We start from the raw sequence: 24,931 nt of genomic DNA, 5'->3' as shown, positions 1-24,931 counted from the left end.
ACCCACGTGGTCGGCGCCGCCGCCACTGCACGGAACTGGCGATCACACCCGCGGCCCGCCCGCGGGACCAGCAAACAACCACGGTCGTCGATTCAGTGCAGCCACGGTCACGGCCGTCGCTGTGAGCGCACGCGATCGCCGATCATGACGCCGAGCAGCGCTTGGCCGGCGACATGATCGTCGCCTGCGTGCGGCCCTGGTCGTCGACACCGCCGCCAGTGCACGAAACTAGCGATCACCCGTCGCGGCCTGCTCTCACCGTTCGACATGATCGTCGATTCAGTGCAGCCATGGTCGTCGACGCCACCGTGAATTCACGCGATCGCCGATCATGACGCCGCGAGCAGCGCCCCGACCTCCCGCGCGATCCGGTCCGGCTCGTGCAGCACGGTCCACGAGGCGAACCGCACCACCCGCCAGCCTGCGCGGGCGAGGAACGCCTCCCGTTCCAGGTCCCGCCGCGCCTGCTCGGCCGCGCGGTGGTGCGGGCCGTCGTGCTCGACGCCGAGCAGCGCCTCCGGGTACGCGAGATCCAGCCGGTGCGGCCCCACCCGGTGCTGGACCCGCGGACGTGGCAGCCCGGCCAGGTGCAGCGCGACGCGGATCCGCGACTCCATGGGCGACTCCGCCCGCGGGTCGACGAGCCGGAGAACCTCCGCGAGGTCGGCGCTGCCGTGTGCTCCGAGGTGCCGCCGCCACATCGAGCGGATCCGGTCGACCTCGAGCCTCCACACGGAGGCCACCGCGTCCACCCCCGCGACCCGTTCGGCCAGGCTCGGAGCCCACCGGGCCACGTCGAAGGCCGTCCGGATCGGCGTCGTGAGCGGCACCCCTCCCCGATGTGTGAGCTCCTCGCTCCACAGCCCGCTCCGCCGGAGCTGGACACCCGACGGCGGCCTCGTCGTTCCTGCGCGGACGATGAGGTCCACCGGTGCGTCGCGGGGCCCGCAGGACGCGCCGAGTAGCTCGGCGGCGGCCCACCCGGCCACGACGGCGCCCTCCCCCGCCCACACCGCGGCCGCGCGGGCCCGCAAGGCGAGGTCGACGGGCAGGTCTGCGGGCACGTAGACGTCGGGCAGGAGCCTGCGGAAGCGCGGCCCGCGCAGCGCACCGCGGGTGAGCGAGCCCGTGGCCGTCGCCTCGGAGCCGCGGAAGGGTAGGGAGAGATCCATGCGCGGTCGGACGGCTGCGCGATCGCACCGGTTCCGCGCCGCCGGAATCCGGCACGGCCCGCCGCGACGCCGGGAGCGTCTCGACGCCAGATTCGAGAGATCGCCAGCTCCGTGCATCCAACGCAGCGGGGCTCACCATCGCTGCACACCCAAAGACGATCATGGTCGGTGAGTGCACCGCGTAACCGGCGATGCCGTGCACTCAGGGCAGCCGGGCCCGCACCCGCTGCATGACAACAACGATCACGGCAACGTCTTCCCATGATCGATGCGACCGTGCGCTCAGGGCCGCCAAGCTCGCCTTCACTGCTCCCCAAACGTCGATCACCACCGGCAAGCCGGCGTACCCCGTGATCAGCGAGGCTGTGCGCTCAGGGCAGCGAGGCCCACCCTCGCCGCACCCCGACAACGATCACGACCCCGGCGTTCCATAATCGGCGGAAGAGTGCGCTCAGGGCGGCCGGGCCCACGCTCGCTGAAGTCGAATGACGATCACGACCGGCATGCCGGCGCACCCCGTGATCAGCGATGCTGTGCGCTCAGGGCAGCGAGTCCCACCCTCGCTGCACCCCAACGACGATCACGACCACGGCCTCCCATGGTCGGCGAAACCGTGCGCTCAGGGCAGCCGAACTCGCACCCCCTGCACCAGAACGGCGATCATGACAGGCAAGCGGCCCCCATGAGCGGCGATGCCGTGCACCCACGGCACCTCCCACAGCCCTCAGTGCACACTAGCGACGATCACTGCCGACGGAGCCCGCGGAACCTGACCCCGCCAACCGGGGTCGACGAGCGAGCAGCCCTCAGTCGATCAGATCCATCCCCGTCCCCGTGCGCCCGTGCAGGGCGGTGGCGGGGGTGCCGTTGGGCGAGCCGCCCTTCCACAGCTGGCTGCGCCCCCGGCTGACGGTGCGCAGCGCCTTGGTGAGGGTGTCCTCGAACTCGGCGAGCTTGGCGTCGACGTAGCCGTCGCACTCCCGACGCAGCCGGTCGGCCTCGCCGTCGGCGGTGTCGACGATCCGGGCCGCCTCGGTGTGCGCCGCCCGGACGACCTCGGTGCCGGACACGAGCCGGGCCTGCTCGGCCTGCCCGTCGGCGACGTACCGGTCGTGCGTGGTGCGGCCGGCCTCGGCGAGGCGGTCGGCGTCGTGCCGGGCTCGCTCGGTGAGCTCCTCGTACTCCTGCCGGCCGTCGGCGATCATCGTGTCCGCCTCGTGCCGGGCGTCGGCGAGGGTGCGTTCGGCCTCCTCGCGGGCCTCGGCCACCAGCCGTTCGGCCTCGGCGCGGGCCTCGGCGAGCATCTCCTCGGCCTCGGTCGACGCGGCGGTCCGGGTCTCCTCGGCCTCCCGCTCCGCCTCGCCGACGATCTCGTCGCGCCGGTCGAGGACGTCCTGGGCGTCGTCGAGCTCGCCCGGGACCGCCTCGCGGAGGTCGTCGAGCAGGTCGAGGACGTCGCCGCGCGGCACCACGCAGTTGGCGGTCATGGGGACGCCCCGCGCCTCCTCCACCACCGTCACCAGTGCGTCGAGCGACTCGAAGACCCTGTACACGGCCGCGATCCTCTCACCGGCCGACCCGGGATCCCCGTATTCGCGACGCCAGGGCGTGTCAAGTTCCGACCGGGTGATCACCGGCATGATCCGCGCGGCACCCGGGTACGGGGTTCAGCTGCGCTCGGAGATCCGGTCGAGGAGCTGGCGGTGCACCGAGGGCGGGAGCAGGTGCGCGACGTCCCCGCCGTAGGTCGCGACCTCCTTGACCAGCGAGCTGGACAGGAAGCTGAACTCGGGGTTGGTCGACATGAACAGCGTGTCGACGCCCGAGAGGCGCTGGTTCATCTGCGCCATCTGCAGCTCGTAGTCGAAGTCGGTGACCGCGCGCAGGCCCTTGACGATGGCCTTGATGTCGTGGGTGCGGCAGTAGTCCACGAGCAGTCCGTGGAAGGAGTCCGCGCGGACGTTCGGGAGGTCGGCAGTGGTCTCCTCGAGCATCGCGATGCGCTCCTCGACAGAGAAGAGCCCCTGCTTCTTCTTGTTGATCAGCACGGCCACGACGACCTCGTCGAACAGGCCGGCGGCCCGCGAGATGACGTCCAGATGGCCGAGCGTCACGGGGTCGAACGAGCCGGGACAGACCGCGCGCCTCATCGCTGCGCCTCAGCTGGCATGGCCGGACCGTAACAGCCGCCGACGTGGATCACGGTGTCCCCGTAACGACGCTCACGCACGCCTTCGAGCGGTTCCGGCCAGGGGAAACCGGCGGCGCCGCGACCCCGCTCGACGATCACCACGGCGTCGTCGGCCAGCCAGCCGTGCGTTGCAGCGGCGTGCAGCCAGGCCGCGACCTCCGCGTCGGTGACGGCGTAGGGCGGGTCGACCAGCACGAGGTCGAACGGCCGGGGCGCGGGCCCCCTGAGGACCGTCCCGGCCGTGCCGAGCCGGACCTCCCCGCCCAACCCGACGGTGGCGAGGTTGCGCCGCAGCACCCCCGCCGCCTTCCGGTCGGACTCGACGAACAGGGCATGCGCGGCCCCGCGGGAGAGGGCCTCGAGCCCGAGGGCCCCGGTGCCCGCGCAGAGGTCGAGCACCGCGGCGCCCTCGAGGCCCGGGTCGTGGTCGAGCGCCGAGAACAGCGCCTCGCGCACCCGGTCCGAGGTGGGGCGGGTGCCCGAGCCCGGCACCGCGAGCCGCCGGCCGCGGGCGCGCCCCGCGATGATCCTGGTCAAGCTGCGCCTCCGGCGCCCGTGAGTGGTAAGTGGTGCCAGAGCACTACTTACCACGCACGGGCGGCGCAGCCGCGATCACTCGATCTCCAGCAGCAGGTCGCCGCCCTCCACCTGCTGGACCTTGCCGATGGCGAGCCGGGAGACCGTGCCGCCGCGCTGGGCGGAGATGCTGGCTTCCATCTTCATCGCCTCGATGGTGGCGACGGTCTGGCCGGCGGACACCGCGTCACCCTCGCCCACCTGCAGCGTGACGACGCCGCCGAACGGCGCGGGGACGTGGTGGTCGTTGCCCCGCTCGGCCTTCTCCGCGGCCTTGACGTCCGTCTGGATGGACCGGTCGCGCACCGAGACGGGCCGCAGCTGCCCGTTGAGCGTGGTCAGCACGGTCCGATAGCCGCGCTCGTCCGGCTCGGAGATCGCCTCGAGCTCGATGAGCAGCGTCACGCCCTGTTCGAGGGTGACCGTGTGCTCGATGTCCGGCTCGAGGCCGTAGAAGAAGTCCTTCGTCGACAGCACGCTGGTGTCGCCGTAGTGCTCCCGGTGGGCGTCGAACTCCTTGGTCGGGGCGGGGAACAGCAGCCGGTTCAACGTCCGGCGGCGCTCGTCGCGCAGCCCGCGCCGGTCCTCGATGCTCAGCTCGGGGTGCTCGGCCTCCGGCGAGCGGCCCTCCAGCGCCCGGGTCCGGAAGGGCTCCGGCCAGCCGCCGGGCGGGTCGCCCAGCTCGCCGCGCAGGAACCCGATCACCGAGTCCGGGACGTCGAACTTGCCCGGGTCGGACTCGAAGTCCTCGGCCGTGACCCCCGCGCCGACCAGGTGCAGGGCGAGGTCACCCACGACCTTCGACGACGGCGTGACCTTGACCAGCCGGCCCAGCATCCGGTCCGCGGCGGCGTAGCAGTCCTCGATCAGCTCGAACCGGTCCCCCAGCCCGAGCGCGATCGCTTGTTGCCGGAGATTGCTCAGCTGCCCGCCCGGGATCTCGTGCGTGTACACGCGCCCGGTCGGCGAGGCGAGCCCGGACTCGAACGGCGCGTAGACCTTCCGCACCGCCTCCCAGTACGGCTCCAGGTCCGAGACCGCCTGCAGCGACAGCCCCGACGCCCGCTCGGTGTGGTCGGTCGCCGCGACCAGAGCCGACAACGAGGGCTGGCTGGTGGTGCCGGCCATCGAGGCGACCGCGCCGTCGACGGCGTCGACCCCGGCGTCGATCGCGGTGATCAGCGTGGCCAGCTGGCCGCCCGCGGTGTCGTGGGTGTGCAGGTGCACCGGCAGGTCGAACCGGCTGCGCAGGGCCTCGACGAGCGTGCGCGCGGCGGGCGGGCGCAGCAGTCCCGCCATGTCCTTGATCGCCAGCACGTGCGCGCCGGCGTCGACGATCTGCTCGGCCAGGCGCAGGTAGTAGTCGAGGGTGTAGAGCTTCTCGCCGGGGTCCGACAGGTCCGCGGTGTAGCAGAGCGCCACCTCCGCGACCGCCGTCCCGGTGTTGCGGACCGCGTCGATGGCCGGGCGCATCTGCGAGATGTCGTTGAGCGCGTCGAAGATCCGGAAGATGTCCATGCCGGTCTTCGCGGCCTCGGCGACGAACGCGTCCGTGACCTCGGTCGGGTACGGCGTGTAGCCGACGGTGTTGCGGCCGCGCAGCAGCATCTGTGTGCAGATGTTCGGCACGGCCTCCTTCAGCGCCGCCAGCCGCTCCCACGGGTCCTCGGCGAGGAACCGCAGCGCGACGTCGTAGGTCGCACCGCCCCAGCACTCGAGGCTGAGCAGCTCGGGCGCCGTCCGCGCGACGTGCGGCGCCACCGCGAGCAGGTCCCGCGTCCGGATCCGGGTCGCCAACAGGGACTGGTGGGCGTCCCGGAACGTGGTGTCGGTGACCGCCACGGCCTTCTGGTCGCGAAGCCGCTGCGCGAACCTCTCCGGCCCGAGCTCGCGCAGCAGCTGGGCGGACCCGGCGGGCGGCTCGGCGTTCAGGTCGACCGGAGGCAGCTTGTCGACGGGCTCGACGACCTCGGGGCGCGGACCGTTCGGCCTGTTCACCGTGGTCTCGGCCAGGTACGCCAGCATCCGCGAGCCGCGGTCGGCCGACGGGCGCGCCTTCAGCAGCTCCGGCCGGTCCTCGATGAAGCTGGTGGTGATCCGCCCCGCGGCGAAGTCCGGGTCGTCGAGGACCGCGGCGAGGAACGGCAGGTTCGTGGACACGCCGCGGATCCGGAACTCCGCGATCGCCCGGCGGGCGCGCCGCACGGCGTTGGCGAAGTCGTGGCCGTGGCAGGTCAGCTTGACCAGCATCGAGTCGAAGTGCGCGGAGACCTCGGCGCCGGTGTGCACCGTGCCACCGTCGAGCCGCACGCCGGGGCCGCCGGGCGAGCGGTAGGCGCTGATCACGCCGGTGTCGGGGCGGAAGCCGTTGGCCGGGTCCTCGGTGGTCACCCGGCACTGCAGCGCCGCGCCGGAGAGGGTGACCTCGTCCTGGGTCAGGTGCAGCTCCGGCAGCGTCATCCCCGAGGCGATGCGCAGCTGGGCGATCACCAGGTCGCGGTCGGTGACCTGCTCGGTCACCGTGTGCTCGACCTGGATGCGCGGGTTCATCTCGATGAAGACGTGGTTGCCGCGCTCGTCGACGAGGAACTCGACGGTGCCCGCGTTCCGGTAGCCGATGTGCCGGGCGAAGTTCACGGCGTCGGCGCAGATGCGCTCGCGCAGCTCGGGGTCCAGGTTCGGCGCCGGCGCGATCTCGACGACCTTCTGGTGGCGGCGCTGCACCGAGCAGTCCCGCTCGAACAGGTGGACGACGTCGCCCTCGCCGTCGGCCAGGATCTGCACCTCGATGTGGCGGGGGTTCACCACCGCCTGCTCGAGGAACACGGTGCCGTCGCCGAAGGCCGACTCGGCCTCCCGGGAGGCGGCCTCGACGGCGTCGCGCAGGTCGCCGGGGTTCTGCACCCGCCGCATGCCACGGCCCCCACCACCGGCGACCGCCTTCACGAAGATCGGGAACCCGACGTCGTCGGCCGCGGCGAGCAGGGTCTCCACGTCGTCCGAGGGTTCCGACGACTTCAGCACCGGCACGCCGGCCTCGCGCGCGGCCGCGACCGCGCGGGACTTGTTGCCGGTCAGGTGCAGGACCTCCGACGGGGGCCCGACGAAGGTGATGCCGGCCTCGTGGCAGGCGGCGGCGAGATCGGGGTTCTCGGACAGGAAGCCGTAGCCCGGGTAGACGGCGTCGGCCCCGGCCTTCCTCGCCGCCTTGATGATCTCCTCGACCGACAGGTAGGCGCGGACGGGGTGGCCGCGCTCGCCGATCAGGTACGACTCGTCGGCCTTCGCCCGGTGCAGCGAGTTGCGGTCCTCGTAGGGGAACACCGCCACCGTCGAGATCCCCAGCTCGAACGCGGCCCGGAACGCCCGGATCGCGATCTCGCCACGGTTGGCCACCAGCACTTTCGAGAACATCCGGCTCCCTGGTCCGTCGGACGACGTGCGTCCGCGCCGCGGTGGCGGCGGGGACGGGGAATCGTGGCACGCGGCCCGAACACCCGTCGACCGGAGAACCACCAGATGGGACAGGGTGCGCGGAGTGCGCAACCGCCCGTCCGCACCGGACGGGCTGAGACGTCGCTGAGACCGGCCGTTGCGGCGAATGCCGCCGACCGGGGCATTCCCCCGCAGGGTCGATGCACGTCACCACCCATTCGGGTACCAAGGAGGAATGACACGGCGTCCGCATCACCCGGGCGGCTTCGGCGGGCCCGGCGGCTACGGCCGGGGGCACGGTTCCCGCTGGGAGAATCCGGGTGAACGGACGGCGCGACGGGTGCGCCGGATGGCGTCGGGGCCGCCGCACCGGCACCACGGCCCCTACCGGCCGGGGATGGCCGTGCCCTCGCCGTGGATCGCGCTCCCGCTGATCATCCTGCTGGTCGGGCTGGTGGGCAGCGCCGCCGCCGCGACCGCCTTCGCCGCGGTGTCCTTCTCCCCCCTCTTCCTGCTCGCCGTCGTCGCGATCACCGCGCACCGGGCCGGGCGGCGTCGCCCGATCCCGCCGCCGCCGGCCGCGGCGCCCCGTCCGCAGGCCCCGCCGGCGCCGCCGTGGGCGCAGGCCCGGGTGCGGTTCGACCGGCTGCGCGAGGAGTACACGGCCTACGAGTGCGACCCGATGGCCGTGCTGCGGCTGCCCGCCCTCGCGGACGTCTCGGTGCCCAGCACCGGGCGGTTCGTCGAGGCGTTCGCCGAGGCCCAGGCGCTGGACACCGACCACCGGCCCGCCGACCGCCACCATGCGGAGATGTTCGTCGCCGCCGTCGACCGTGCGGTGCGGGCGTGGGAGGCCGCGCGGGACGCGGCCGAGCGGATCCGGCACTCCTCGCTGTCGGCCTCGGAGCGGGCGTCGGTGGAGCGGGCGATCAAGTTGCTGACCACCGCGCGGGACTCCGACAACGACGCCGAGCGGCTCGCCGCGTACGCGATGGCCCGCTCGGAGCTGGCGCGGCTGGAGAAGGCGGGTGTGGTGCACCTGCCCCGCGCCGCCGTGGCCGCGCTCGAGAACGAGGGCCGGGGCCAGCTCAGCGCGTAGCCCCGCGAGTCGGCGGTCTCGGGAGACCGAGACACATCCCGGAACGTCCCGAGAAGTGCAGTTCGGACGCTTGAAAGTGCCGACTCGCGCTGCCGGAACTCGCGACTCGCGGGAGGTTCGCCGGGCTACACCTTGTCGAGGTAGGCGGCGGCCTCCTCGTCCCCCACCGTCTCGGCGACGAGGGCGCGGAGACCGGGGTGGTTGCCGAGGCCGGGGTCGGAGGCGACCAGCCGGGCCGCGGACAGCCGGGCCGCCGAGATGACCTTCTCGTGCCGCAGCAGCGACAGCAGCTTGAGCCCCGAGCGCCGCCCGGACTGCGAGGAGCCCAGGATGTCGCCCTCCCGGCGCAGCTCCAGGTCCAGCCGGGCGAGCTCGAACCCGTCCGTGGTGGAGGCGATGGCGTCGAGGCGCTCGCGGGCCGTGGTGCCACCCGGCATGTCCGTGACCAGCAGACACACGCCGGGCGCCGAGCCACGTCCCACGCGACCCCGGAGCTGGTGCAGCTGGGACAGCCCGAACCGGTCCGCGTCCATGATGATCATCCCGGTGGCGTTGGGGACGTCGACGCCCACCTCGATCACCGTCGTGGCCATGAGGACGTCGAGCTCGGCGGCGTCGAACGCGCGCATGACCGCGTCCTTCTCGTCCGCGGGCAGCTTGCCGTGAAGGATCCCGATCCGCAGCCCCGCCAGCGGCCCCTCGGCCAGCTTGGGCCCGATGTCGAGCACCGCGAGCGGCGGGCGGCGCTCGCCGTCGTCCCCCTCCGCCCCGGCGTCGTCCGGATCGTCGGCGTCCTCCGGGTCCCGGCCCTTCTTCTTCGTCGTGTACTCCCCGCCCACCCGCGGGAACACGACGTAGCACTGGTGGCCCGCCGCGACCTCCTCGCGGATGCGCGCCCAGACCCGCTCCAGCCAGCTCGGCTTCTCCCCGGCCGGCACCACCGTGGTCTTGATCGGCGAACGCCCCTTGGGCAGCTCGGTGAGCGCGGAGACCTCCAGGTCCCCGTACACCGTCATGGCGACGGTCCGCGGGATCGGCGTGGCCGTCATGACCAGCAGGTGCGGGGTGCGCTCGCCGCGGCCCCGCAGAGCGTCCCGCTGCTCGACGCCGAAGCGGTGCTGCTCGTCGACCACCACGAGGCCGAGCTCGGCGAAGCCCACCGTGTCCTCGATGATCGCGTGCGTCCCGACGACGATCCCCGCGGCGCCGGACTGGATGTCCAGCAGCGCCTGCCGCCGCTCGGCGGTGGACATCGAGCCGGTGAGCAGCGTGATCCTCGTGGCCCCGTCCGACGAGCCGAGCTCGCCCCCGTGCCCGAGCGGCCCGAGCATCGCCCGCAGCGACCGCGCGTGCTGGGTGGCCAGCACCTCCGTGGGCGCCAGCATGGCGGCCTGCCGCCCGTTGTCGACGACCTGCAGCATCGCCCGCAGCGCGACGACGGTCTTGCCCGCGCCGACGTCCCCCTGCACGAGCCGGTTCATCGGCAGCGGCCGGCCGAGGTCCTCCGCGATCTCCCCGCCGACCGACTTCTGCCCGGCGGTGAGCGGGAACGGCAGGATCGCGTCGAACGCCTCGAGCAGCCCGCCCGCCTTGCGCGGCGACGGCGCCGCGGGCCGGTGCATCGCCCGCTCCCGCTGCAGCGACAGCGCCAGCTGGACGCCGAACGCCTCGTCCCACACCAGCCGGCCCTTCGCCGCGTGCCGGTCCGCCTCGGACTGCGGCACGTGGATCTTGCGCAGCGCGGCGCCCAGCGGCATGAGCTCGTGCTCGTGCCGCAGGTCCTCGGGCAGCGGGTCGGTCGGGTCGTCGAGCAGTGCGAGCACCTGGCGGACGCTGCGGGCGATGGCCTGCGACCGGACACCCTTGGTGGCCGGGTAGATGGAGATGAACGGCCGGTCCTCGGCGTCCTCCTCCAGCTCCTCGAACTCGGGGTGGGTGAGCTGCAGCGTGGTCTGCCGGCCGGTGCGGAAGACCGAGACCGTGCCGGAGAACATCAGCGTGCGCCCGACCTGGACGAACCCCTTGACCTTCTGCGCGTTGAAGAAGGTGCAGGACAGCGTGGCGCCCTTCGCGTCCCGGATCGTGCAGTTCATGAGCTGCCCGCGCCGGGTGCGCATCGGCCGGGTGGTCGCCGAGGCCACCGTGGCGATCACCGTGACGTACTCGCCCACCTCGAGCCCGGCGATGTCGGTGAGCTTGCCGCGCTCGACGTACCGGCGCGGGTAGTGCCGCACCAGGTCGCCGACGGTGTGCAGCTCGAGCTTGCCGCCCAGCGCGTTCGCCGACGTCTTGCCGATCACGTCGATCAGCCGGGTGTCCATGTCGATCTTCGAGAGGGCCACTACTCCACTCCCAGCACCAGCGGGAAGTCCGCCTGCCCGCCGCGGTAGACCACGAGGTCGACCTCCGGGTGGGTGCGGCGCAGGTCCTCGGCCAGCCCGCTGCCCAGCTCCTCGGGCGCGTCGGCCCCCAGGAGCGCGGTGACGAGCTCACCACCCGGCGTCAGCATGCGGTGAGCCAACCACAGGGCACCGACAGTCAGGTCGGGGGCGATCAGCACGACCTCGCCCTCGCTCATCCCGAGCACCTCGCCCGGCGCGCACCGGCCCACCCAGGTGAGCGCCTCCGCCTCCGCCACCACGAGCCCGCCGGTCCGGGTGCCGGCGGCGGCCTCGGCCATGGCGACGACGTCGTCGGCGGCGTTGCGGGACAGGTCGTGCACGGCGAGGGCGGCGAGGCCCTGCGGCACGGACGTCGTGGGGACGACGACCACCTCGCGGCCCTCGTCCCGCGCCGCGCCGGCGACCCGGGAGGCCAGGCTGAGCAGGCCGACGTCGCAGGTCATGAGCGCGACGTGCGCCGCGCCGGTGGCCTCGACGGCGTCGGCCAGCTCCCGGCCCGAGACGGTGTGCCCGGGCCGGGTCTCCAACACGTCCGCGCCCGCGGCCCGGGCGAGCTCGGCCACCCCGGCCCCCGAGGCGATCATCAGCACCGCGCGCGGCCGGCGGAAGGTGGGGCGTTCGGGCTCGGGCGGGCGGTCGTCGAAGCGCATGACGGTGACCCGGTGCGGCCGGCCCGCCTCGATCCCGGCCTCGATCGCCGCGCCGACGTCCGTGCAGTGGACGTGCACGTTCCAGGTCCCGGACCCGTCGCCGACGACGACCACGGAGTCCCCGAGGGACGTGAGCCGGGCGCGCAGGGCGGTCACCGCGTCGTCGGTGGTCCGGTCGAGGAGGTACATGACCTCGCTGTCGTACTGCTCCGACCCGGACTCGCGGGCCGCGGTGAGCGCCGCGCGGTCCCGGACGACCACCCGCGAGCGCTCCGGGACCCGGCCCGCGCAGGCCTCGACCAGGGCGTCGAGCACCACGGCGACGCCGAGCCCGCCCGCGTCGACCACCCCGGCCCGACTCAGCTCGGCGAGCTGGCCGGTGGTGCGGGCGACGGCCGCGTGGGCGGCGTCGGCGACCGCGACCGGGTCCCCGCCGAGCTCGGCGGCCGCCTCGGCCGCGGCGGCGATGACGGTGAGCATCGTGCCCTCGCGCGGCTCGGCGACGGCGGCAGTGGCCAGCTCGGCGGCCCGGCGCAGCGCGCCCGCGAGGTCCTCGCCCGCGCCGAGCGCCTCGGCGAGCCCACGCAGCAGCTGGGAGAGGATGGTCCCGGAGTTCCCGCGGGCGCCGCGCAGCGCGCCCTTGGCCAGCGCCGCGGCGACCTCCGCCGGCTCGTCGGAACCCTGGTCGACGGCGTCGGCCCCGGCCCGCATGGTGAGGAGCATGTTGGTGCCGGTGTCCGCGTCGGCGACCGGGAAGACGTTGATCCCGTCGAGCTCGCCGCGGTGCCGGTCGAGCCCCGCCACGGCGGCGGTGGCCCAGCGCCGGAGCAGGGCGGCGTCGAGCGTCACGGGCACGTTCCCACCCTATCGAGCGGGCGCGTCGGACGATCGCGGTCCGTCAGGGGCGGGGGGCCGGTGGGAGGGCCGGCGGACGGGCGGTTACCCTGGACGGCACGTGCCCGGGGCGACCCGGGCCTCGCATCGTTGTCTGTCTACCCCGAGGAGTGTCCGACGTGGCTGCCGTCTGCGACGTCTGCGGCAAGGGTCCGGGCTTCGGCATGTCCGTCTCGCACTCGCACCGCCGTACCCACCGTCGCTGGAACCCGAACATCCAGACCGTGCGCGCCAAGGTCGACGGTGGCAACCGTCAGCGCCTGAACGTGTGCACCTCCTGCCTCAAGGCGGGCAAGGTCGGGCGCGCCTGACGCCGAGCGACCGCGAGACCCGAACGGGGCGGCCTCCTTGTGGAGGCCGCCCCGTCGTCGTGCGCGGAGGCGGGTGTGGCCGAGGAGATTCGACCACGGCCGGGTACGAGGGTCAGCCTCACCTCAGTCGACGTCGATCTGAGGGAGGCCTGCCGGTGGGGCTGCGACTGCCGCTCGGCGAGGTGACGGTGATCCTGGGTCCGGCCGTGGCCCGGCGCCGGCTCATGTACGCACTGGACGAGGACCGGACCCGGTGTGCCGACGGGCACGAGACCGGCGCCCTGCGCCTCACGGCCCGGGTGTCCGACGCGCTGGCCGACCGCATGGGCATGATCGAGCGCGCCGCCGCGTCCGACGCCGCGCTCGTGCTGGTCGACCGCCTGACGGACGGCCTGGACGCCCCGCAGCGGCGGCTGGTGCTGCGCGCGGCCCGGGGGCTCGCCCGGCCGGACCGTGCGGTGCTCGTGGAGGACGCCGACCCGGTGGCGGCGCTGGCGCAGGCGGACGGCGCACTGCGCACGGACCGGCGAGGCGCCGTCGCGGCGGAGCCGATCGGCGCGATCGACTACTTGGCCTCGTAGGTCAGGCAGTCGGCGACGTCCTGGTCCTTCCCGATCTCGACGGACGGGGCGGTGCACTCGAGGTTCTCGTTGTGCCGGCACCCGGCGCGGTGGCAGGCGCCGACCATCCCGTTGCGGCCGAGTCCGCCGCGGAACGAGATCTCGACGAAGGTGCCGCAGTGCGCGTGGTCGCCGGCGATGGTGATCGCCCCGGCGTGGCAGTCGGAGTCCTGGTTGTAGGAACAGCGGCGCGATCCGGGCACACCTCGCGCAGGCCGCGGAGATCGTGAACCAGGACACGTACGCCCGGGTTACGGCAGGCGCCAGTCGACGGGCTCGCCGCCGATCTCCTCGAGCAGGTCGTTGGCCCGGCTGAAGGGCCGCGAGCCGAAGAACCCGCGGTCCGCCGACATCGGGCTCGGGTGCGCCGACTCGATGATCGGGACGTCGACGAGCAGGGGCGCGAGGTTGCGCGCGTCCCGCCCCCAGAGGATCGCCACCAGCGGCTCCGCGTCCCGCTCGACGAGCGCGCGGATCGCCTGCTCGGTGACGGCCTCCCAGCCCTTGTCGCGGTGCGAGCCGGGCGAGCCGGGCTCGACCGTGAGGCACCTGTTGAGCAGCAGCACGCCCTGCTTCGTCCACGGCGTGAGATCGCCCGACGACGGCAGCGGCAGCCCCAGGTCCTCCTGGTACTCCTTGAAGATGTTGACCAGGGAGCGCGGCAGCGGGCGGGTGTCGGCGGACACCGAGAAGGACAGCCCGACGGCGTGCCCCGGCGTCGGGTAGGGGTCCTGGCCCACGATCAGCACCCGGACCTCGTCGAACGGCTGCTGGAAGGCCCGCAGCACGTTCACCCCAGCCGGCAGGTACCTGCGGCCCGCGGCGAGCTCGGTGCGCAGGAACTCGCCCATCTGCGCCACGACGGGCGCAACGGGCTCCAGCGCCTGCGCCCAGCCCTCCTCGACGACCTCGGCCAGCGGCTTCGCGGCCATCAGACGTCCAGCCGGCGCAGCTCGGCGCGGAACCGCTTGCCCCGCTGCACGTACGAGTCGACCGCGTACTGGAACCGGTCCTCCGGCACCTCGTAGCCCTCGCGCACGCGGGCGGGGATGCCGAGCGCCATCCGGCGGGGCGGGATCACGGCGTTGGGCGAGACGACGGCGCCGGCGGCAACGATCGCGCCCTCGCCGATCGTCGAGCCGTTGAGCACGACCGAGCCCGAGGAGATCAGCACCTTGTCGGCGATGTCGGCCGCCTCGATGTGCACGTTGTGCCCCACCGTGCAGTCGTTGCCGATCAGCGTGGGCTGCCGGGCCGTGGTGTGGATGATCGAGCCGTCCTGGATGCTGGTGCGCTCGCCGACCACGATGTAGCCGTCGTCGCCGCGGAGCACTGCGGTCGGCCACACCGACGCCTGCGCCCCCAGCCTCACGTTCCCGATGACGACCGCGTCCGGGTGGACGTAGGCCTCGGGATGGATGTCGGGTTCGACGTCACCGAGCGCGTAGACAGCCACGGCCGGAGCCTACTTTCGCCCGGCGGGGCCGCCCTCCCGGGCCTCGCGCTCCATCCGTTCCGCCAGCTCGTCGACGACGAGGGCATCCCGGTCGAGCGTGCCCGTCCGGTAGGCCGAGCGCGCCAGGATCTGCGAGATCACCGGAGCGGTGACGGCCTGGAAGAGGATCACCAGGATCAGCGTGGCGGCGTTCTCGAAGTCCAGCCGGATCGCCGTGCCCAGCAGGATCAGCAGCAGGCCGAGGGTCTGCGGCTTGGTCGCGGCCTGCAGCCGGGCGGGCAGGTCGGGCAGCCGGACCAGCCCGAGCGCCCCCAGCAGGCAGGACAGCGCGCCGAGCAGCAGGAACACGGCCGAGACGACGTCCGTGACCACCTGTCCGCTCACCGGTGCCGCTCCCACCGCTCGACCAGCCGCGCCGCCGTGGCCGACCCCACGAACCCGACGAGCGCGACGGCCACCATCAGCGGGATCGTCGACCCGTCCCGGTAGATCGCGATGTAGACGGCCGAGGCGGCGACGATCAGCACCACGAACACGTCGAGCGCGGCGATCCGGTCCAGCGTCCCAGGCCCGCGCAGCACGCGCGCGACGGTGACCAGCGCCGCGGCCGCGAGCATGCCCAGCACCAGGGCGAACACGACGGTCATTCCCCCACCGCCCGGACCACGCGCTCCTGCAGCCGCGCCATCTGCCGGCGCACGCGTGCGATGTCGGCCGGGCCCCGCAGGCCCAGCGCGTACACGTACAGGCGGCTGCCCGCCCGGTCGATCTGCAGCACGAAGCTCCCCGGGGTCAGCGCCGCGGCGGCGGCGACGAGGGTGGTGATCCGCTCGGACCCGGTCCGCAGCGGGACGGCGACGATCCCGGCCCGGGCCCGCGGGCCGTACCGGACCGTCTCCCACGCGACCAGCGCACCGGAGACGACCAGGTCGGCCAGGAGCCAGCCGCCCAGCTGCAGCAGTGGCCAGGGCCGGAAGGGCAGCCGCGCCAGCAGCGGCAGCGGGAACAGCGCGGTCACGGCGGCGGCGACGAGGATCCCGCCGACCACGATCTTCACCGAGATCGTGCCCCAGAGCAGGACCCACACGACGGTCAGCCAGAGGACCTGGGGCCAGCGGCGCAGGACGGTCATCCCAGCACCGCCTCGATGTAGGGCGTGCGGGCCAGCAGGTCCGACCCCGCCTGCTCGGTGATCGCGGACAGCGGCCCCGCCGCGACGACGATCGCGATGCTCACCGCGATCAACGCGACGGTGGCCGCGTACATCGGCCGCGAGGCCCGCGCGGTGCCGACGACCAGCTCGTCCGTCGGGTCGGGGTCGGGCAGCGGCTCCTTCTCGGCGCCCCAGAAGACCCGCACCCAGACCCGGACCACGGCGTAGAGCGTGAGCAGGCTGGCGAGGACCACGAACCCGGCGACGACGGCGGTGGCCGCCCCGCCCGTGGCCCCGGCCTGCAGCAGCGCCAGCTTCGCGACGAACCCCGACGTCGGCGGGATGCCGGCGAGGGTGAGCGCCGGGACCGCGAAGAGCACGGCCAGCACCGGGGACCGCCGCGCGAGCCCGCCCATCGCGTCGATCGACACGGTCCCCGTCCGCCGCGTGATCAGGCCGCTGACCAGGAACAGCGTGGCCTGCACGGTGATGTGGTGGACGATGTAGAGGGCCGTGCCGGCCGCGCCCCGGGCGTCGTACACCGCGAGGCCGAACAGCATGAAGCCGATGTGGCTGACCAGCAGGAAGGACAGCAACCGGTTGAGGTCGTCCTGGGCCAGCGCGCCGAGCGCGCCCACCACCATCGTCAGCACGGCCAGCACCAGGAGCACGGTCGACGGGCCGGTGCCGGGGAAGACCAGCGTCTGGGTGCGCAGCAGCGCGTAGACGCCGACCTTGGTCAGCAGGCCCGCGAACAAGGCGGTGACCGGCGCGGGCGCGTTCGGGTAGCTGTCCGGCAGCCAGAAGTGCAGCGGCACCATCGCCGCCTTGATCCCGAACGTGACGATCGTGAGCATCGACAGCAGCGTCCGCAGCCCCTCCGGCAGCGCCGCCACCCGGCCGGCGAGGTCGGCCAGGTTGACCGTGCCCGTGGCCGCGTAGACCAGCGCGATCGTGGTGAGGAACAGCAGCGACGACGTGAGCGAGATGATCACGTACGTCATGCCGGAGCGGATCCGGGAGGCGCTGGTGCGCCGGGTGATCAGCACGTACGACGCGGCCAGCATGATCTCGAACGCCACGAACAGGCTGAACAGGTCGCCGGTGAGGTAGGCCAGCGACACGCCGGTCGAGAGCAGCAGGAAGATCGGGTGGAACGTGGTGCTGGCGGTCTCGCGGCCGTAGTCGGAGATCCGCTGGCCGATCGCGTAGACCAGCACGGCGAGCGTGACCACCGTCGAGATCAGCAGCAGCAGCGCGGAGAGCCGGTCCGCCACCAGCACGATCCCGACGGGCGCGGGCCAGCCGCCCAGCTCGGCGACGACGGGGCCGGTGCGGTCCGCCGCGACCAGCAGCACCGCGGCCACGACCGAGACCGCGGCGAGCACCACGATGCCGATCAGCCGCTGGATGCGCGCCGAGCGGGCGGCCAGCACCGTCAGGGCCGCGCCCAGGATGGGCAGCAGGACGGGCAGCGTGACGAGCGTGGTCACCGGGCCGCCCCGCTCCCGCTGACCTCCGCCGGCTCGTCCGGGCGGTCCGACGCCGCCGCGGAGCCCGGATCCTCCTCGTCGTCCGGGCCCTCGGCGTCCTCCTCCATGGAGCCCTCGGGACGCTCCCGCTCGGCGACGCGGCGGTCCTCGACGTCGTCCTGGACCTCGTCGCGGCCGGTCAGCACCCAGCTGCGGTAGCCCAGGGCCAGCAGGTAGGTGGTGAGCGCGAAGGTGATCACGATGGCGGTCAGCGCGAGGGCCTGCGGGAGCGGGTCGGCGAACTCCTCGGGCAGCGCGGTGCCCAGCACGGGCGCGCGGGCGGGTGGGCCGCCGGCGAGCTGCAGCAGCAGGTTGGCGCCGTGGCCGAGCACCACGATGCCGATCAGGATCCGCATCAGCGAGCGCTGCAGCAGCAGGTAGAAGCCCACGGAGTAGAGGACCGCCAACACGACGGCCATCGCGATGTTGATCGTGATCACGGTCCTGCCTCCTCCCCGGCCGCCTCCCGCGCGTCGCGCTCGATCCCGCTGCCCAGCGAGCGCAGCAGGTCGAGCACCACGCCGATGATCAGCAGGTACACGCCGATGTCGAGCAGCAGGCTGGAGACCAGGTCGACGGTGCCGATCAGCGGGATCTCGAACGTCACCTTCGCGCTGGCCAGGACCGGCGCGCCGAACGCGGCCGGGGCGAGTGCGGAGACCACGGCGACCAGCAGGCCGAGCCCCATGAGCACGGGCGGGCGCAGGACGAGCCGGGAGCCGATCTCGGCGCCCTCGGAGCCGCCGCCCGCGATGTAGCGCAGCACGAAGGCCAGCCCGGCGACCAGGCCGCCGGAGAACCCGCCGCCGGGAGCGTAGTGGCCCACGATCAGCAGGTAGACCGAGAAGACCAGCACCGTCGGGAAGAGGAACCGCGCGGCCGCCTCCAGCAGCAGGGTCCGGTTGGTGCGCACGGGGCAGGCCCCCGGCAGCGTCCACTCCCCCTCCGGCTCGTCCCACTGCGTGAACGGCACCTGTTCGCGGGTGCTCATCCCAGGACCTCCTTCTCGTGCTCGGGGGTGCCGCCGCCGGCCGTGCGCCGCTTGTCGAAGCGGGTGGCGAGCACGAGGCTCGCCGTGCCGGCCGCGGCGATGAGCAGCACGGTGATCTCGCCGACGGTGTCCAGCGCGCGGAAGTCGACGAGGATCGCCGCGATGACGTTGTCCGCCCCGGCCTCCGGGGCGCGGGCCACGAACTCGCCGCTCGCGGCGGGTGGCTGCTGGCGTGCACCGCTGAGGACCACGCCCGCGACCGCGACGAACACGCCCGTGACGGTCGCGAGGGCGGCCTTGCGCAGCTCGGTGCCGCGCCGCGGGCGGGTCCCCGGCTCGGTGTCGGGGCGGTCGCCGGGGTCGAAGTGCGCCGGCAGCCGGCGCAGCACGAACACGAAGGCGACCAGCGTCAGCGTCTCGACCAGGAACTGCGCCAGGGCGAGGTCCGGCGCGCCGTCGACGACGAACAGCCCGCCGATCCCGTAGCCGATCGCGCCGACCAGCAGGACGGCGGTGAACCGCCGGCGGACCCGGGTCAGCGCGAGGGCCGCGGCCACCACGATGAGCCCCAGCGGGAGCTGCAGCAGCGACGACACCAGCGACTGGTCCTGCGGCCAGGTCCCGCCGGTGGTCAGCGCGATGCCGGGCAGGACGAGCACCGTGCACAGCAGGACACCCAGGTAGACGGGCAGTGAACCGACCTGCACGCGACCGGTGACCTGGGTGGCGGCCCGCTCCAGCCCGGCCACCGCGATCTCGTACCCGCGCTGCGCCGACAGCGGGTGGCGGAGCGCCCGGTGCAGGCCGGTGATCCGCTCGCGCCCGACGTGCAGCGCGAGGCCCCCGGCCAGCGCGACCACGGAGAACAGCAGCGGAAGCGAGAGCCCGTGCCAGAGCGCGAGGTGGTAGTCCGCCTCGGTCGCGTCGGTGGCCGGGTAGGCCTCGGCGTAGGGCTGGGCCAGGGCGTCGACCAGCGGCGGGACGCAGCCGAGCACCAGCCCGGCGACCGCGGCGGTCCAGGTCGGTGCGAGCAGGCCCGGGGCGGGCCGCTTCGGGTCGACGGGCTCGACGCCGGGCTTGTCGGCGAAGGCACCCCACAGGAAGCGCGCGGAGTAGGCGACGGTGAGGACCGAGCCGGCGAGCAGGCCGAGCGCGAGGACCCAGCCCCGCGCGCCGCCCTGGTGCACGAAGGCCTCGAACGCCGCCTCCTTGCCCAGGAACCCGAGCAGGAACGGCACGCCGGCCATGGACGCCGCGGCCAGCACGGCGGCGACCGCGAGGCCCGGCAGCCTGCGCCCGAGCCCGGACAGCGCGCCGACCTCCCGGGTGCCGGTGACCTTGTCGACGATCCCGACGACCATGAACAGCGGAGCCTTGAACAGGCCGTGGGCCAGCAGCATGGTCAGCGCCGCGACCTCGCCGATCCGGTCGCCGGAGCCGAACAGCACCATGAGGAAGCCGAGCTGGCTCACCGTGCCGAAGGCCAGCAGCCGCTTCAGGTCCGTCTCGTGCAGTGCCCGCCAGCCGCCGATCACCATCGTGACCAGCCCCAGCACGGCGATCGGCACCCACCACTCCGCCCGGTCGGCGAAGCCCGGGGAGAGCCGGCCCACCAGCACCACACCGGCCTTCACCATCGACGCCGCGTGCAGGTAGGCGCTCACCGGCGTGGGCGCGGCCATCGCCGCGGGGAGCCAGGGGTGGAACGGCGCCTGGGCGGACTTGGTGAGCGCACCGACCAGGATCAGCGCGACGCCGGTCGCGGCCACCCCGCCCGCCGGCGGCGCGGCGACGATCTCCGAGATCCGGTAGGTGCCGGCGGACTCGCCCACGAACACGATCCCGAGCAGCATCGCGAGCCCGCCGAAGACCGTGACCAGCAGCGCCTGGACGGCCGCGCGCCGGTTGGCCCGGTGCAGCCCGCTCTGCCCGACCAGCAGGAACGACGCGATCGACGTCAGCTCCCAGAAGACGTAGAGGGTGAGCAGGTCGTCCGCCAGGACGAGGCCGAGCATCGCCCCGGCGAACGCGAGCAGCAGCGCCGAGTTCCGCGGGGCGTCGCGGCTCTCCCTGCCGAAGTACCAGGCGCTGTAGGCCAGGATCAGGGCCCCGAGCCCGCCGACCAGCACGATCATGACCAGGCCCAGCGCGTCGAGCCGGAACCCGAGCTCGAGGTCGAGCGCCGCGGACCAGGTCACCGTCTCCTCGAGGCCGGGCCCGAGCGCCGCACCGAGGTGGGCGAACCCCCAGACCAGCGTCGCGGCGGGGAGCACCGCGGCGATCCCGAACGCGGCGCGCCGGCTGCGCCGCGACACCAGCGGCAGCAGCGCGGCCACCACGAGATGGGCGACGACGAGCGCGAGCAAGACACCTCCGTCCCGCGACCACCGTGCAGCGCGCATGCTCGCAGGGAGCGGCCCGGCTCAAGGGGTGCGTCGGGTCGTTGACGAGCTTCGGACAGATTGCGCCGGAGGCCGGCGCCGCCACCGATCCTACTGGTCGGGGTCGCGGCCGCCCCTCCTCAGGCGATGATCTTGGCGAAGCAGAGGCTGTCCGGTTCCTCCCGGTACACCCCGAACCGCGCGATCGGCGCGTAGCCGGAGCTGCGGTAGAGCGCGACCGCCTCCGGCTGCTTCGTGCCCGTCTCGAGGATCATCCGGCGCCGCCCCGCCGCGGCCGCCGAGCGCTCGATCGCGGCGAGCACCGCGCGGGCGTGTCCCCTCCCCCGGGCCTCCGGGACGACGTACATCCGCTTGATCTCGGCGTCGCCGTCGCGGATCCCGGGGTCGTCCGCCTCGGCGTCGCGCACCCGCCAGCCGCCCGCCGCGACCGGCGCACCCTCGCCGTAGCCCACGAGGAAGAGCCCGTGCGGGGCGGCGAACTCCGCGGGGTCGGTGCGCGTCTCGTCGTGGCCGCCGTAGCGCTCGACGTAGACCTGCTGGACCGCGGCGATCAGCCGCTGCGCGTCGGGATGGTCGAAGGCGGTGGCGCGGAGGTCGAGCGTCATGCGGCGACGGTGGACCGCGTGCGGCGGCCTGCCGTGACCAGCACCGCGAGACACACGGCGGCGACCGCGGCCACCACCACGAGCAGCACCGGGTACGGCACGTGGACGGCGAGCGGCGCCAGGATCACCGGCAGCAGGAACCCGCCGTAGGTCAGCGTGTAGTAGACGGCGGTGAGCCCGGCCAGGTGCGCCGGCTCGGCGATCCGCTGCACCTCCAGCAGCCCGGAGACCAGCGAGATGCCGTAGGCCCCGCCCAGGACCGCCGACGCGACGAACGCCACGACCAGCGAACCGGTCAGCGCCGTGACCGCGGCGACCAGGGTCCCGAGGACGATCAGCGCCAGGCCGAGCCGGGCGCCGGCGAGCGGGGCGCGGGCGTCGAGCCGGCGGGCGGCGGACTGGATCGCGATACCCGCCGACAACGTCACGGCCGTGAGCCCGGTGGCGAAGATCAGTCCGAAGCCGGCCGTGCGCTGCGCCCCGAGGGCGGCCGGCTGCACGGCGAAGGACAGGGCGGGCCCGGCGAAGACCCACGGGGCCAGCGGCAGCACCAGGCCGCGGAAGCGCGGGTGCGCCGCCGCCGGCACCTTCAGGTCCGCGACGAGCGACCGCCGCGGCGCCGTCTCCGGCAGCCGCGTCTCGGGTGCGCGGGTGACCAGCGCGATCACCGGCAGGGTGAGCACGATGTGCACCAGGTAGGGCAGCTCCATGGGCAGCGGCGCCCACTGGGCCAGCACGCCGCCGACCACCGGACCCACGCCGAACCCCGCGGACAGCGCGAGCGCGGCGCGGCGGGCGCCCGAGCCCGGGTCCGCCTCGGTGTCGTACGGGGCCTGCGAGAGCTCCTTCACCCACGTCGTCCCGACGGCCATGGCCACGCCGGTGACCACGCCGAACAGGAAGCGGCCGGTGAACAGCAGCGCCTCGGAGAAGGCCCCGGCGGCGAGGACCGCGCTCGCCGGCACGGACGCGACCAACGCCGGCAGCAGGACCCGCCGGCGGCCGAGCCGGTCCGACAGCGGGCCCCCGACGAGCAGGCCCGGCGCGAGCCCGGCCACGTAGACGCCGAAGAACGCCGCGACGACCGTGGCCGAGTAGTGCCCCTGCTCGCGGTACATGACCATGAGCGGGCTGAACTGGTTCGCGCCGTAGCCGATCACGAACAGCACCGCCGCGACGCGCGCCCACGCCCTCATCCGTCCTCCCACGTCGGGCACCAACCCGTCGGCGCCGGGCTGCGTTCCCCGGGGAGACGCAGACCTCATGCGCGCTGCTTGGCCTTCTGCCGCCAGGTGGTGAGCACGCGCTCGGTGTAGCCGTTGGGCTCGGTGCGGCCGGTGAGGACGAGTTCCAGGGCGGCCTGGAAGCTCTCGCTGCCGTCGAGGTCCTTGGCCATCGGCGGGTAGCCCGGCTCGTTCGCGTTCTGCTCGTCGACCAGGGCGGCCATGCGGGCGAAGGTGTCCCGGACGGTCTTCTCCTCGACCACGCCGTGGTGCAGCCAGTTCGCGATGAGCTGGCTGGAGATCCGCAGGGTCGCCCGGTCCTCCATCAGCCCGACGCCCTCGAGGTCCGGCACGGTGGAGCAGCCGATGCCCAGGCCCACCCAGCGGACGACGTAACCGAGGATCGACTGCGCGTTCGTCTCGAGCTCGTGGGTCTTCTGCTCGTCCGTGAGCTCCCCGTCGAGGATCGGCAGCACGAGCAGCTTCTCCCGGTCGGTGACGGGCCGCTTCGCGATGTCCTCCTGGACGGCGTGCACGTCCGTGCGGAGGTAGTGCAACGCGTGCAGGGTCGCCGCGGTCGGCGAGGGCACCCACGCGCAGTTGGCGCCCTGCTTCGGCTGGGCGCCCTTCTGCTCCAGCATGTCGGCCATCGCCGCGGGCTTGGCCCACATGCCCTTGCCGATCTGCGCCGTGTGCGCGAACCCGGAGGCGAGCGCGACGTCGACGTTGCGGTCCTCGTAGGCGTTGAGCCAGGTCGACGACTTCATGTCGCCCTTGGGGACCACCGGGCCGGCCGCGAAGCAGGTGTGGATCTCGTCGCCGGTGCGGTCGAGGAAGCCGGTGTTGACGAAGATGACCCGGTCGGCGGCGGCCGCGATCGCGCTCGCGAGGTTCACACTGGTGCGCTTCTCCTCGTCCATGATGCCGATCTTGAGCGTGCGCGCGGGCAGGCCGAGGGCCTCCTCCACGGCGGCGAACAGCTCGACGGTCAGCGCCACCTCGTCCGGCCCGTGCTGCTTGGGCTTGACGATGTACATCGACCCGCTGCGGGAGTTGGAGAACCGGCCCTTCCCCTGCAGGTCGTACTGCGCGGCGGTGGCCGTGACCAGCGCGTCGAGCACGCCCTCGGCGATCTCCTCGCCCTCGGCGGTGCGCACCGCATTGGTCGTCATGTGGTGCCCGACGTTGCGGACCAGCAGCAGCGACCGGCCCGGCAGGGTGAGCGGCGAGCCGTCGGGACCGGTGTACTCGCGGTCGCCGTTCACCCGCCGGGTGACGGTCTCCCCGCCCTTCCGGAACTCCGACACCAGCTCGCCGGTCATCAGGCCGAGCCAGGTGCGGTAGGCCAGGGCCTTGTCCTCGCCGTCGACCGTCGCGACCGAGTCCTCGAGGTCGACGATGGTGGTGACCGCGGACTCCAGCACGACGTCGGCCACGTCGGCGTGGTGCTGCCGGCCGACGCGGTGCGTCGGGTCGATCGTCAGCTCGACGTGCAGGCCGTTGCGCCGCAGCAGGATCGCGGCGCGGCCCTCGCCGTCCGGCGCGCGGAAGCCGGCGAACTGCCCGGCGTCGGCCAGCGCGCTCTCGCCGCCCCCGGTGAACGCGACGAAACCCTGCTCCGAGCCCGAGTAGGCGGTGACGTCCGCGTGCGAGCCCTGGGCCAGCGGGAACAGCTCGTCGAGCAGCTCGTCCGCGGCGGCGATGACCTGTGCGCCGCGCTGCTCGTCGTAGCCCTTGGCGAGCTCGTGGTCGAGCGGCAGCGCGTCGGTGCCGTAGAAGGCGTCGTAGAGCGAGCCCCAGCGGGCGTTGGCCGCGTTGAGCGCGTACCGCGGCACGGTGGCCGGGACGACCAGCTGCGGGCCGGGAACCTCGGCGATCTCGGCGTCGACGTCGCCGACCGAGATCGAGGCCGGCTCGTCGGCGGGCAGGAGGTAGCCCAGCTCGGTGAGCAGCTTCTGGTAGGCCTCGGGCTCGCCCGGGCCGTGGGCCTCGTGCCAGGTGTCGATCCGCGACTGGATCTCGTCCCGGCGGGCCAGCAGCTCGGCGATCCGCGGGGCGAAGCGCCCCTGCAGGTCCGCGAGCGCACCCCAGAAGGCCTCGGGGGCCAGGTCCAGGCCCGCCAGCAGCTCGTCCTCCACGAACCGCCGGAGCTCGGGGTCGACCTGAAGTCCTGCGGTGCCGGCCATCGCGGCGTCCTCTCTCCTCGACTCTGCTGCGGC

General features: G+C 73.7%; 23 protein-coding genes. 3 read left to right on the top strand and 20 right to left on the bottom strand.

Features of this window, described 5'->3' with window-relative positions:
• Positions 1–329 precede the first annotated feature (329 nt).
• From AB0B41_RS10255 to AB0B41_RS10235, 5 genes are all read right to left on the bottom strand, one after another.
• Entirely contained in the window at positions 330–1,172 is an 843-nt protein-coding gene (locus tag AB0B41_RS10255) for a DUF559 domain-containing protein (RefSeq protein ID WP_358201179.1), read from the bottom strand.
• Between the two features lie 806 nt (positions 1,173–1,978).
• Complete coding sequence (locus tag AB0B41_RS10250; protein WP_358201177.1) at positions 1,979–2,725, bottom strand: DivIVA domain-containing protein; 747 nt, start codon at positions 2,723–2,725, stop codon at positions 1,979–1,981.
• A gap of 114 nt (positions 2,726–2,839) precedes the next feature.
• The gene (coaD, locus tag AB0B41_RS10245; protein WP_358201174.1) at positions 2,840–3,322 is read right to left on the bottom strand and encodes a pantetheine-phosphate adenylyltransferase; all 483 of its coding nucleotides are present in this window, start codon (positions 3,320–3,322) and stop codon (positions 2,840–2,842) included.
• Positions 3,319–3,900 carry a 16S rRNA (guanine(966)-N(2))-methyltransferase RsmD gene (gene rsmD / locus AB0B41_RS10240; RefSeq protein ID WP_358201172.1) on the bottom strand — a complete coding sequence of 194 codons (582 nt, stop codon included), beginning with the start codon at positions 3,898–3,900 and terminating at the stop codon, positions 3,319–3,321. The genes coaD and rsmD overlap by 4 nt, the downstream gene beginning before the upstream one ends.
• Before the next feature lie 75 nt (positions 3,901–3,975).
• Positions 3,976–7,353, bottom strand: a complete 3,378-nt coding sequence (locus tag AB0B41_RS10235; RefSeq protein WP_358201170.1) for a pyruvate carboxylase — start codon at positions 7,351–7,353, stop codon at positions 3,976–3,978.
• 256 nt (positions 7,354–7,609) lie between these two features.
• On the opposite strand from AB0B41_RS10235, the gene AB0B41_RS10230 reads away from it, so the two are divergent.
• Positions 7,610–8,473: a hypothetical protein gene (locus AB0B41_RS10230; RefSeq protein WP_358201169.1), complete on the top strand. Its 864-nt coding sequence runs from the start codon at positions 7,610–7,612 to the stop codon at positions 8,471–8,473.
• A gap of 125 nt (positions 8,474–8,598) precedes the next feature.
• Here the strand turns inward: AB0B41_RS10230 and AB0B41_RS10225 are convergent, their stop codons facing one another.
• Both AB0B41_RS10225 and AB0B41_RS10220 read right to left on the bottom strand, forming a co-directional pair.
• On the bottom strand, positions 8,599–10,794 hold the full coding sequence (locus AB0B41_RS10225; protein WP_358201209.1) for an ATP-dependent DNA helicase RecG: 2,196 nt from the start codon (positions 10,792–10,794) through the stop codon (positions 8,599–8,601).
• Positions 10,795–10,814: 20 nt separating this feature from the next.
• Positions 10,815–12,380, bottom strand: coding sequence for a DAK2 domain-containing protein (locus tag AB0B41_RS10220; RefSeq protein ID WP_358201167.1), 1,566 nt, complete (start codon positions 12,378–12,380; stop codon positions 10,815–10,817).
• A 158-nt stretch (positions 12,381–12,538) separates the two neighbouring features.
• Between AB0B41_RS10220 and rpmB the strand changes: the two genes are divergently transcribed.
• A complete protein-coding gene (gene rpmB, locus AB0B41_RS10215; protein ID WP_358201165.1) occupies positions 12,539–12,730 on the top strand; it encodes a 50S ribosomal protein L28 in 192 nt (63 codons plus the stop codon).
• Between the two features lie 155 nt (positions 12,731–12,885).
• A complete protein-coding gene (locus AB0B41_RS10210) occupies positions 12,886–13,311 on the top strand; it encodes a hypothetical protein (RefSeq protein ID WP_358201163.1) in 426 nt (141 codons plus the stop codon).
• On the opposite strand, the gene AB0B41_RS10205 is transcribed toward AB0B41_RS10210, so the two are convergent.
• From AB0B41_RS10205 to AB0B41_RS10145, 13 genes are all read right to left on the bottom strand, one after another.
• Positions 13,296–13,553, bottom strand: coding sequence for a DUF1540 domain-containing protein (locus AB0B41_RS10205; RefSeq protein WP_358201161.1), 258 nt, complete (start codon positions 13,551–13,553; stop codon positions 13,296–13,298). The two genes, AB0B41_RS10210 and AB0B41_RS10205, sit on opposite strands and share 16 nt — an antisense overlap.
• A gap of 48 nt (positions 13,554–13,601) precedes the next feature.
• Positions 13,602–14,282: a uracil-DNA glycosylase gene (locus AB0B41_RS10200; protein ID WP_358201159.1), complete on the bottom strand. Its 681-nt coding sequence runs from the start codon at positions 14,280–14,282 to the stop codon at positions 13,602–13,604.
• On the bottom strand, positions 14,282–14,806 hold the full coding sequence (locus tag AB0B41_RS10195) for a gamma carbonic anhydrase family protein (protein WP_358201157.1): 525 nt from the start codon (positions 14,804–14,806) through the stop codon (positions 14,282–14,284). Before AB0B41_RS10195 ends, AB0B41_RS10200 begins: the two co-directional genes overlap by 1 nt.
• Before the next feature lie 9 nt (positions 14,807–14,815).
• On the bottom strand, positions 14,816–15,190 hold the full coding sequence (gene mnhG, locus AB0B41_RS10190) for a monovalent cation/H(+) antiporter subunit G (RefSeq protein WP_358201155.1): 375 nt from the start codon (positions 15,188–15,190) through the stop codon (positions 14,816–14,818).
• Positions 15,187–15,453, bottom strand: coding sequence for a monovalent cation/H+ antiporter complex subunit F (locus AB0B41_RS10185; protein WP_358201154.1), 267 nt, complete (start codon positions 15,451–15,453; stop codon positions 15,187–15,189). Before AB0B41_RS10185 ends, mnhG begins: the two co-directional genes overlap by 4 nt.
• The gene (locus AB0B41_RS10180; RefSeq protein WP_358201153.1) at positions 15,450–15,938 is read right to left on the bottom strand and encodes a Na+/H+ antiporter subunit E; all 489 of its coding nucleotides are present in this window, start codon (positions 15,936–15,938) and stop codon (positions 15,450–15,452) included. The genes AB0B41_RS10185 and AB0B41_RS10180 overlap by 4 nt, the downstream gene beginning before the upstream one ends.
• Positions 15,935–17,452, bottom strand: a complete 1,518-nt coding sequence (locus AB0B41_RS10175; RefSeq protein WP_358201151.1) for a Na+/H+ antiporter subunit D — start codon at positions 17,450–17,452, stop codon at positions 15,935–15,937. Before AB0B41_RS10175 ends, AB0B41_RS10180 begins: the two co-directional genes overlap by 4 nt.
• Positions 17,449–17,928 (bottom strand): Na(+)/H(+) antiporter subunit C, encoded by a 480-nt coding sequence (locus AB0B41_RS10170; RefSeq protein ID WP_358201207.1) that lies wholly within the window; start codon positions 17,926–17,928, stop codon positions 17,449–17,451. The genes AB0B41_RS10175 and AB0B41_RS10170 overlap by 4 nt, the downstream gene beginning before the upstream one ends.
• A complete protein-coding gene (locus tag AB0B41_RS10165; protein WP_358201149.1) occupies positions 17,928–18,482 on the bottom strand; it encodes an MnhB domain-containing protein in 555 nt (184 codons plus the stop codon). Before AB0B41_RS10165 ends, AB0B41_RS10170 begins: the two co-directional genes overlap by 1 nt.
• The gene (gene mbhE / locus AB0B41_RS10160; RefSeq protein ID WP_358201147.1) at positions 18,479–20,848 is read right to left on the bottom strand and encodes a hydrogen gas-evolving membrane-bound hydrogenase subunit E; all 2,370 of its coding nucleotides are present in this window, start codon (positions 20,846–20,848) and stop codon (positions 18,479–18,481) included. The genes AB0B41_RS10165 and mbhE overlap by 4 nt, the downstream gene beginning before the upstream one ends.
• Before the next feature lie 155 nt (positions 20,849–21,003).
• A complete protein-coding gene (locus tag AB0B41_RS10155; protein ID WP_358201145.1) occupies positions 21,004–21,489 on the bottom strand; it encodes a GNAT family N-acetyltransferase in 486 nt (161 codons plus the stop codon).
• Complete coding sequence (locus AB0B41_RS10150) at positions 21,486–22,685, bottom strand: MFS transporter (RefSeq protein WP_358201143.1); 1,200 nt, start codon at positions 22,683–22,685, stop codon at positions 21,486–21,488. The genes AB0B41_RS10155 and AB0B41_RS10150 overlap by 4 nt, the downstream gene beginning before the upstream one ends.
• 65 nt (positions 22,686–22,750) lie before the next feature.
• Positions 22,751–24,898 (bottom strand): malate synthase G, encoded by a 2,148-nt coding sequence (locus AB0B41_RS10145; RefSeq protein ID WP_358201141.1) that lies wholly within the window; start codon positions 24,896–24,898, stop codon positions 22,751–22,753.
• Positions 24,899–24,931 lie beyond the last annotated feature (33 nt).

Origin of the sequence: Pseudonocardia sp. NPDC049154, assembly GCF_040648315.1 — a bacterium.
Lineage (GTDB): Bacteria > Actinomycetota > Actinomycetes > Mycobacteriales > Pseudonocardiaceae > Pseudonocardia.
Note: the sequence above shows the minus strand (reverse complement) of the source record. Positions and strands in the feature narration are given on the sequence as shown.

Coding starts and splice junctions, on each gene's coding strand:
- AB0B41_RS10255 (WP_358201179.1), bottom strand. CDS start 1,172: ATGGATCTCTCCCTACCCTTCCGCGGCTCCGAGGCGACGGCCACGGGC.
- coaD (WP_358201174.1), bottom strand. CDS start 3,322: ATGAGGCGCGCGGTCTGTCCCGGCTCGTTCGACCCCGTGACGCTCGGC.
- AB0B41_RS10235 (WP_358201170.1), bottom strand. CDS start 7,353: ATGTTCTCGAAAGTGCTGGTGGCCAACCGTGGCGAGATCGCGATCCGG.
- AB0B41_RS10230 (WP_358201169.1), top strand. CDS start 7,610: ATGACACGGCGTCCGCATCACCCGGGCGGCTTCGGCGGGCCCGGCGGC.
- AB0B41_RS10225 (WP_358201209.1), bottom strand. CDS start 10,794: ATGGACACCCGGCTGATCGACGTGATCGGCAAGACGTCGGCGAACGCG.
- AB0B41_RS10200 (WP_358201159.1), bottom strand. CDS start 14,282: ATGGCCGCGAAGCCGCTGGCCGAGGTCGTCGAGGAGGGCTGGGCGCAG.
- AB0B41_RS10185 (WP_358201154.1), bottom strand. CDS start 15,453: ATGACCGTCGTGTTCGCCCTGGTGCTGGGCATGCTCGCGGCCGCGGCG.
- AB0B41_RS10180 (WP_358201153.1), bottom strand. CDS start 15,938: ATGACCGTCCTGCGCCGCTGGCCCCAGGTCCTCTGGCTGACCGTCGTG.
- AB0B41_RS10165 (WP_358201149.1), bottom strand. CDS start 18,482: ATGAGCACCCGCGAACAGGTGCCGTTCACGCAGTGGGACGAGCCGGAG.
- AB0B41_RS10155 (WP_358201145.1), bottom strand. CDS start 21,489: ATGACGCTCGACCTCCGCGCCACCGCCTTCGACCATCCCGACGCGCAG.
- AB0B41_RS10150 (WP_358201143.1), bottom strand. CDS start 22,685: ATGAGGGCGTGGGCGCGCGTCGCGGCGGTGCTGTTCGTGATCGGCTAC.
- AB0B41_RS10145 (WP_358201141.1), bottom strand. CDS start 24,898: ATGGCCGGCACCGCAGGACTTCAGGTCGACCCCGAGCTCCGGCGGTTC.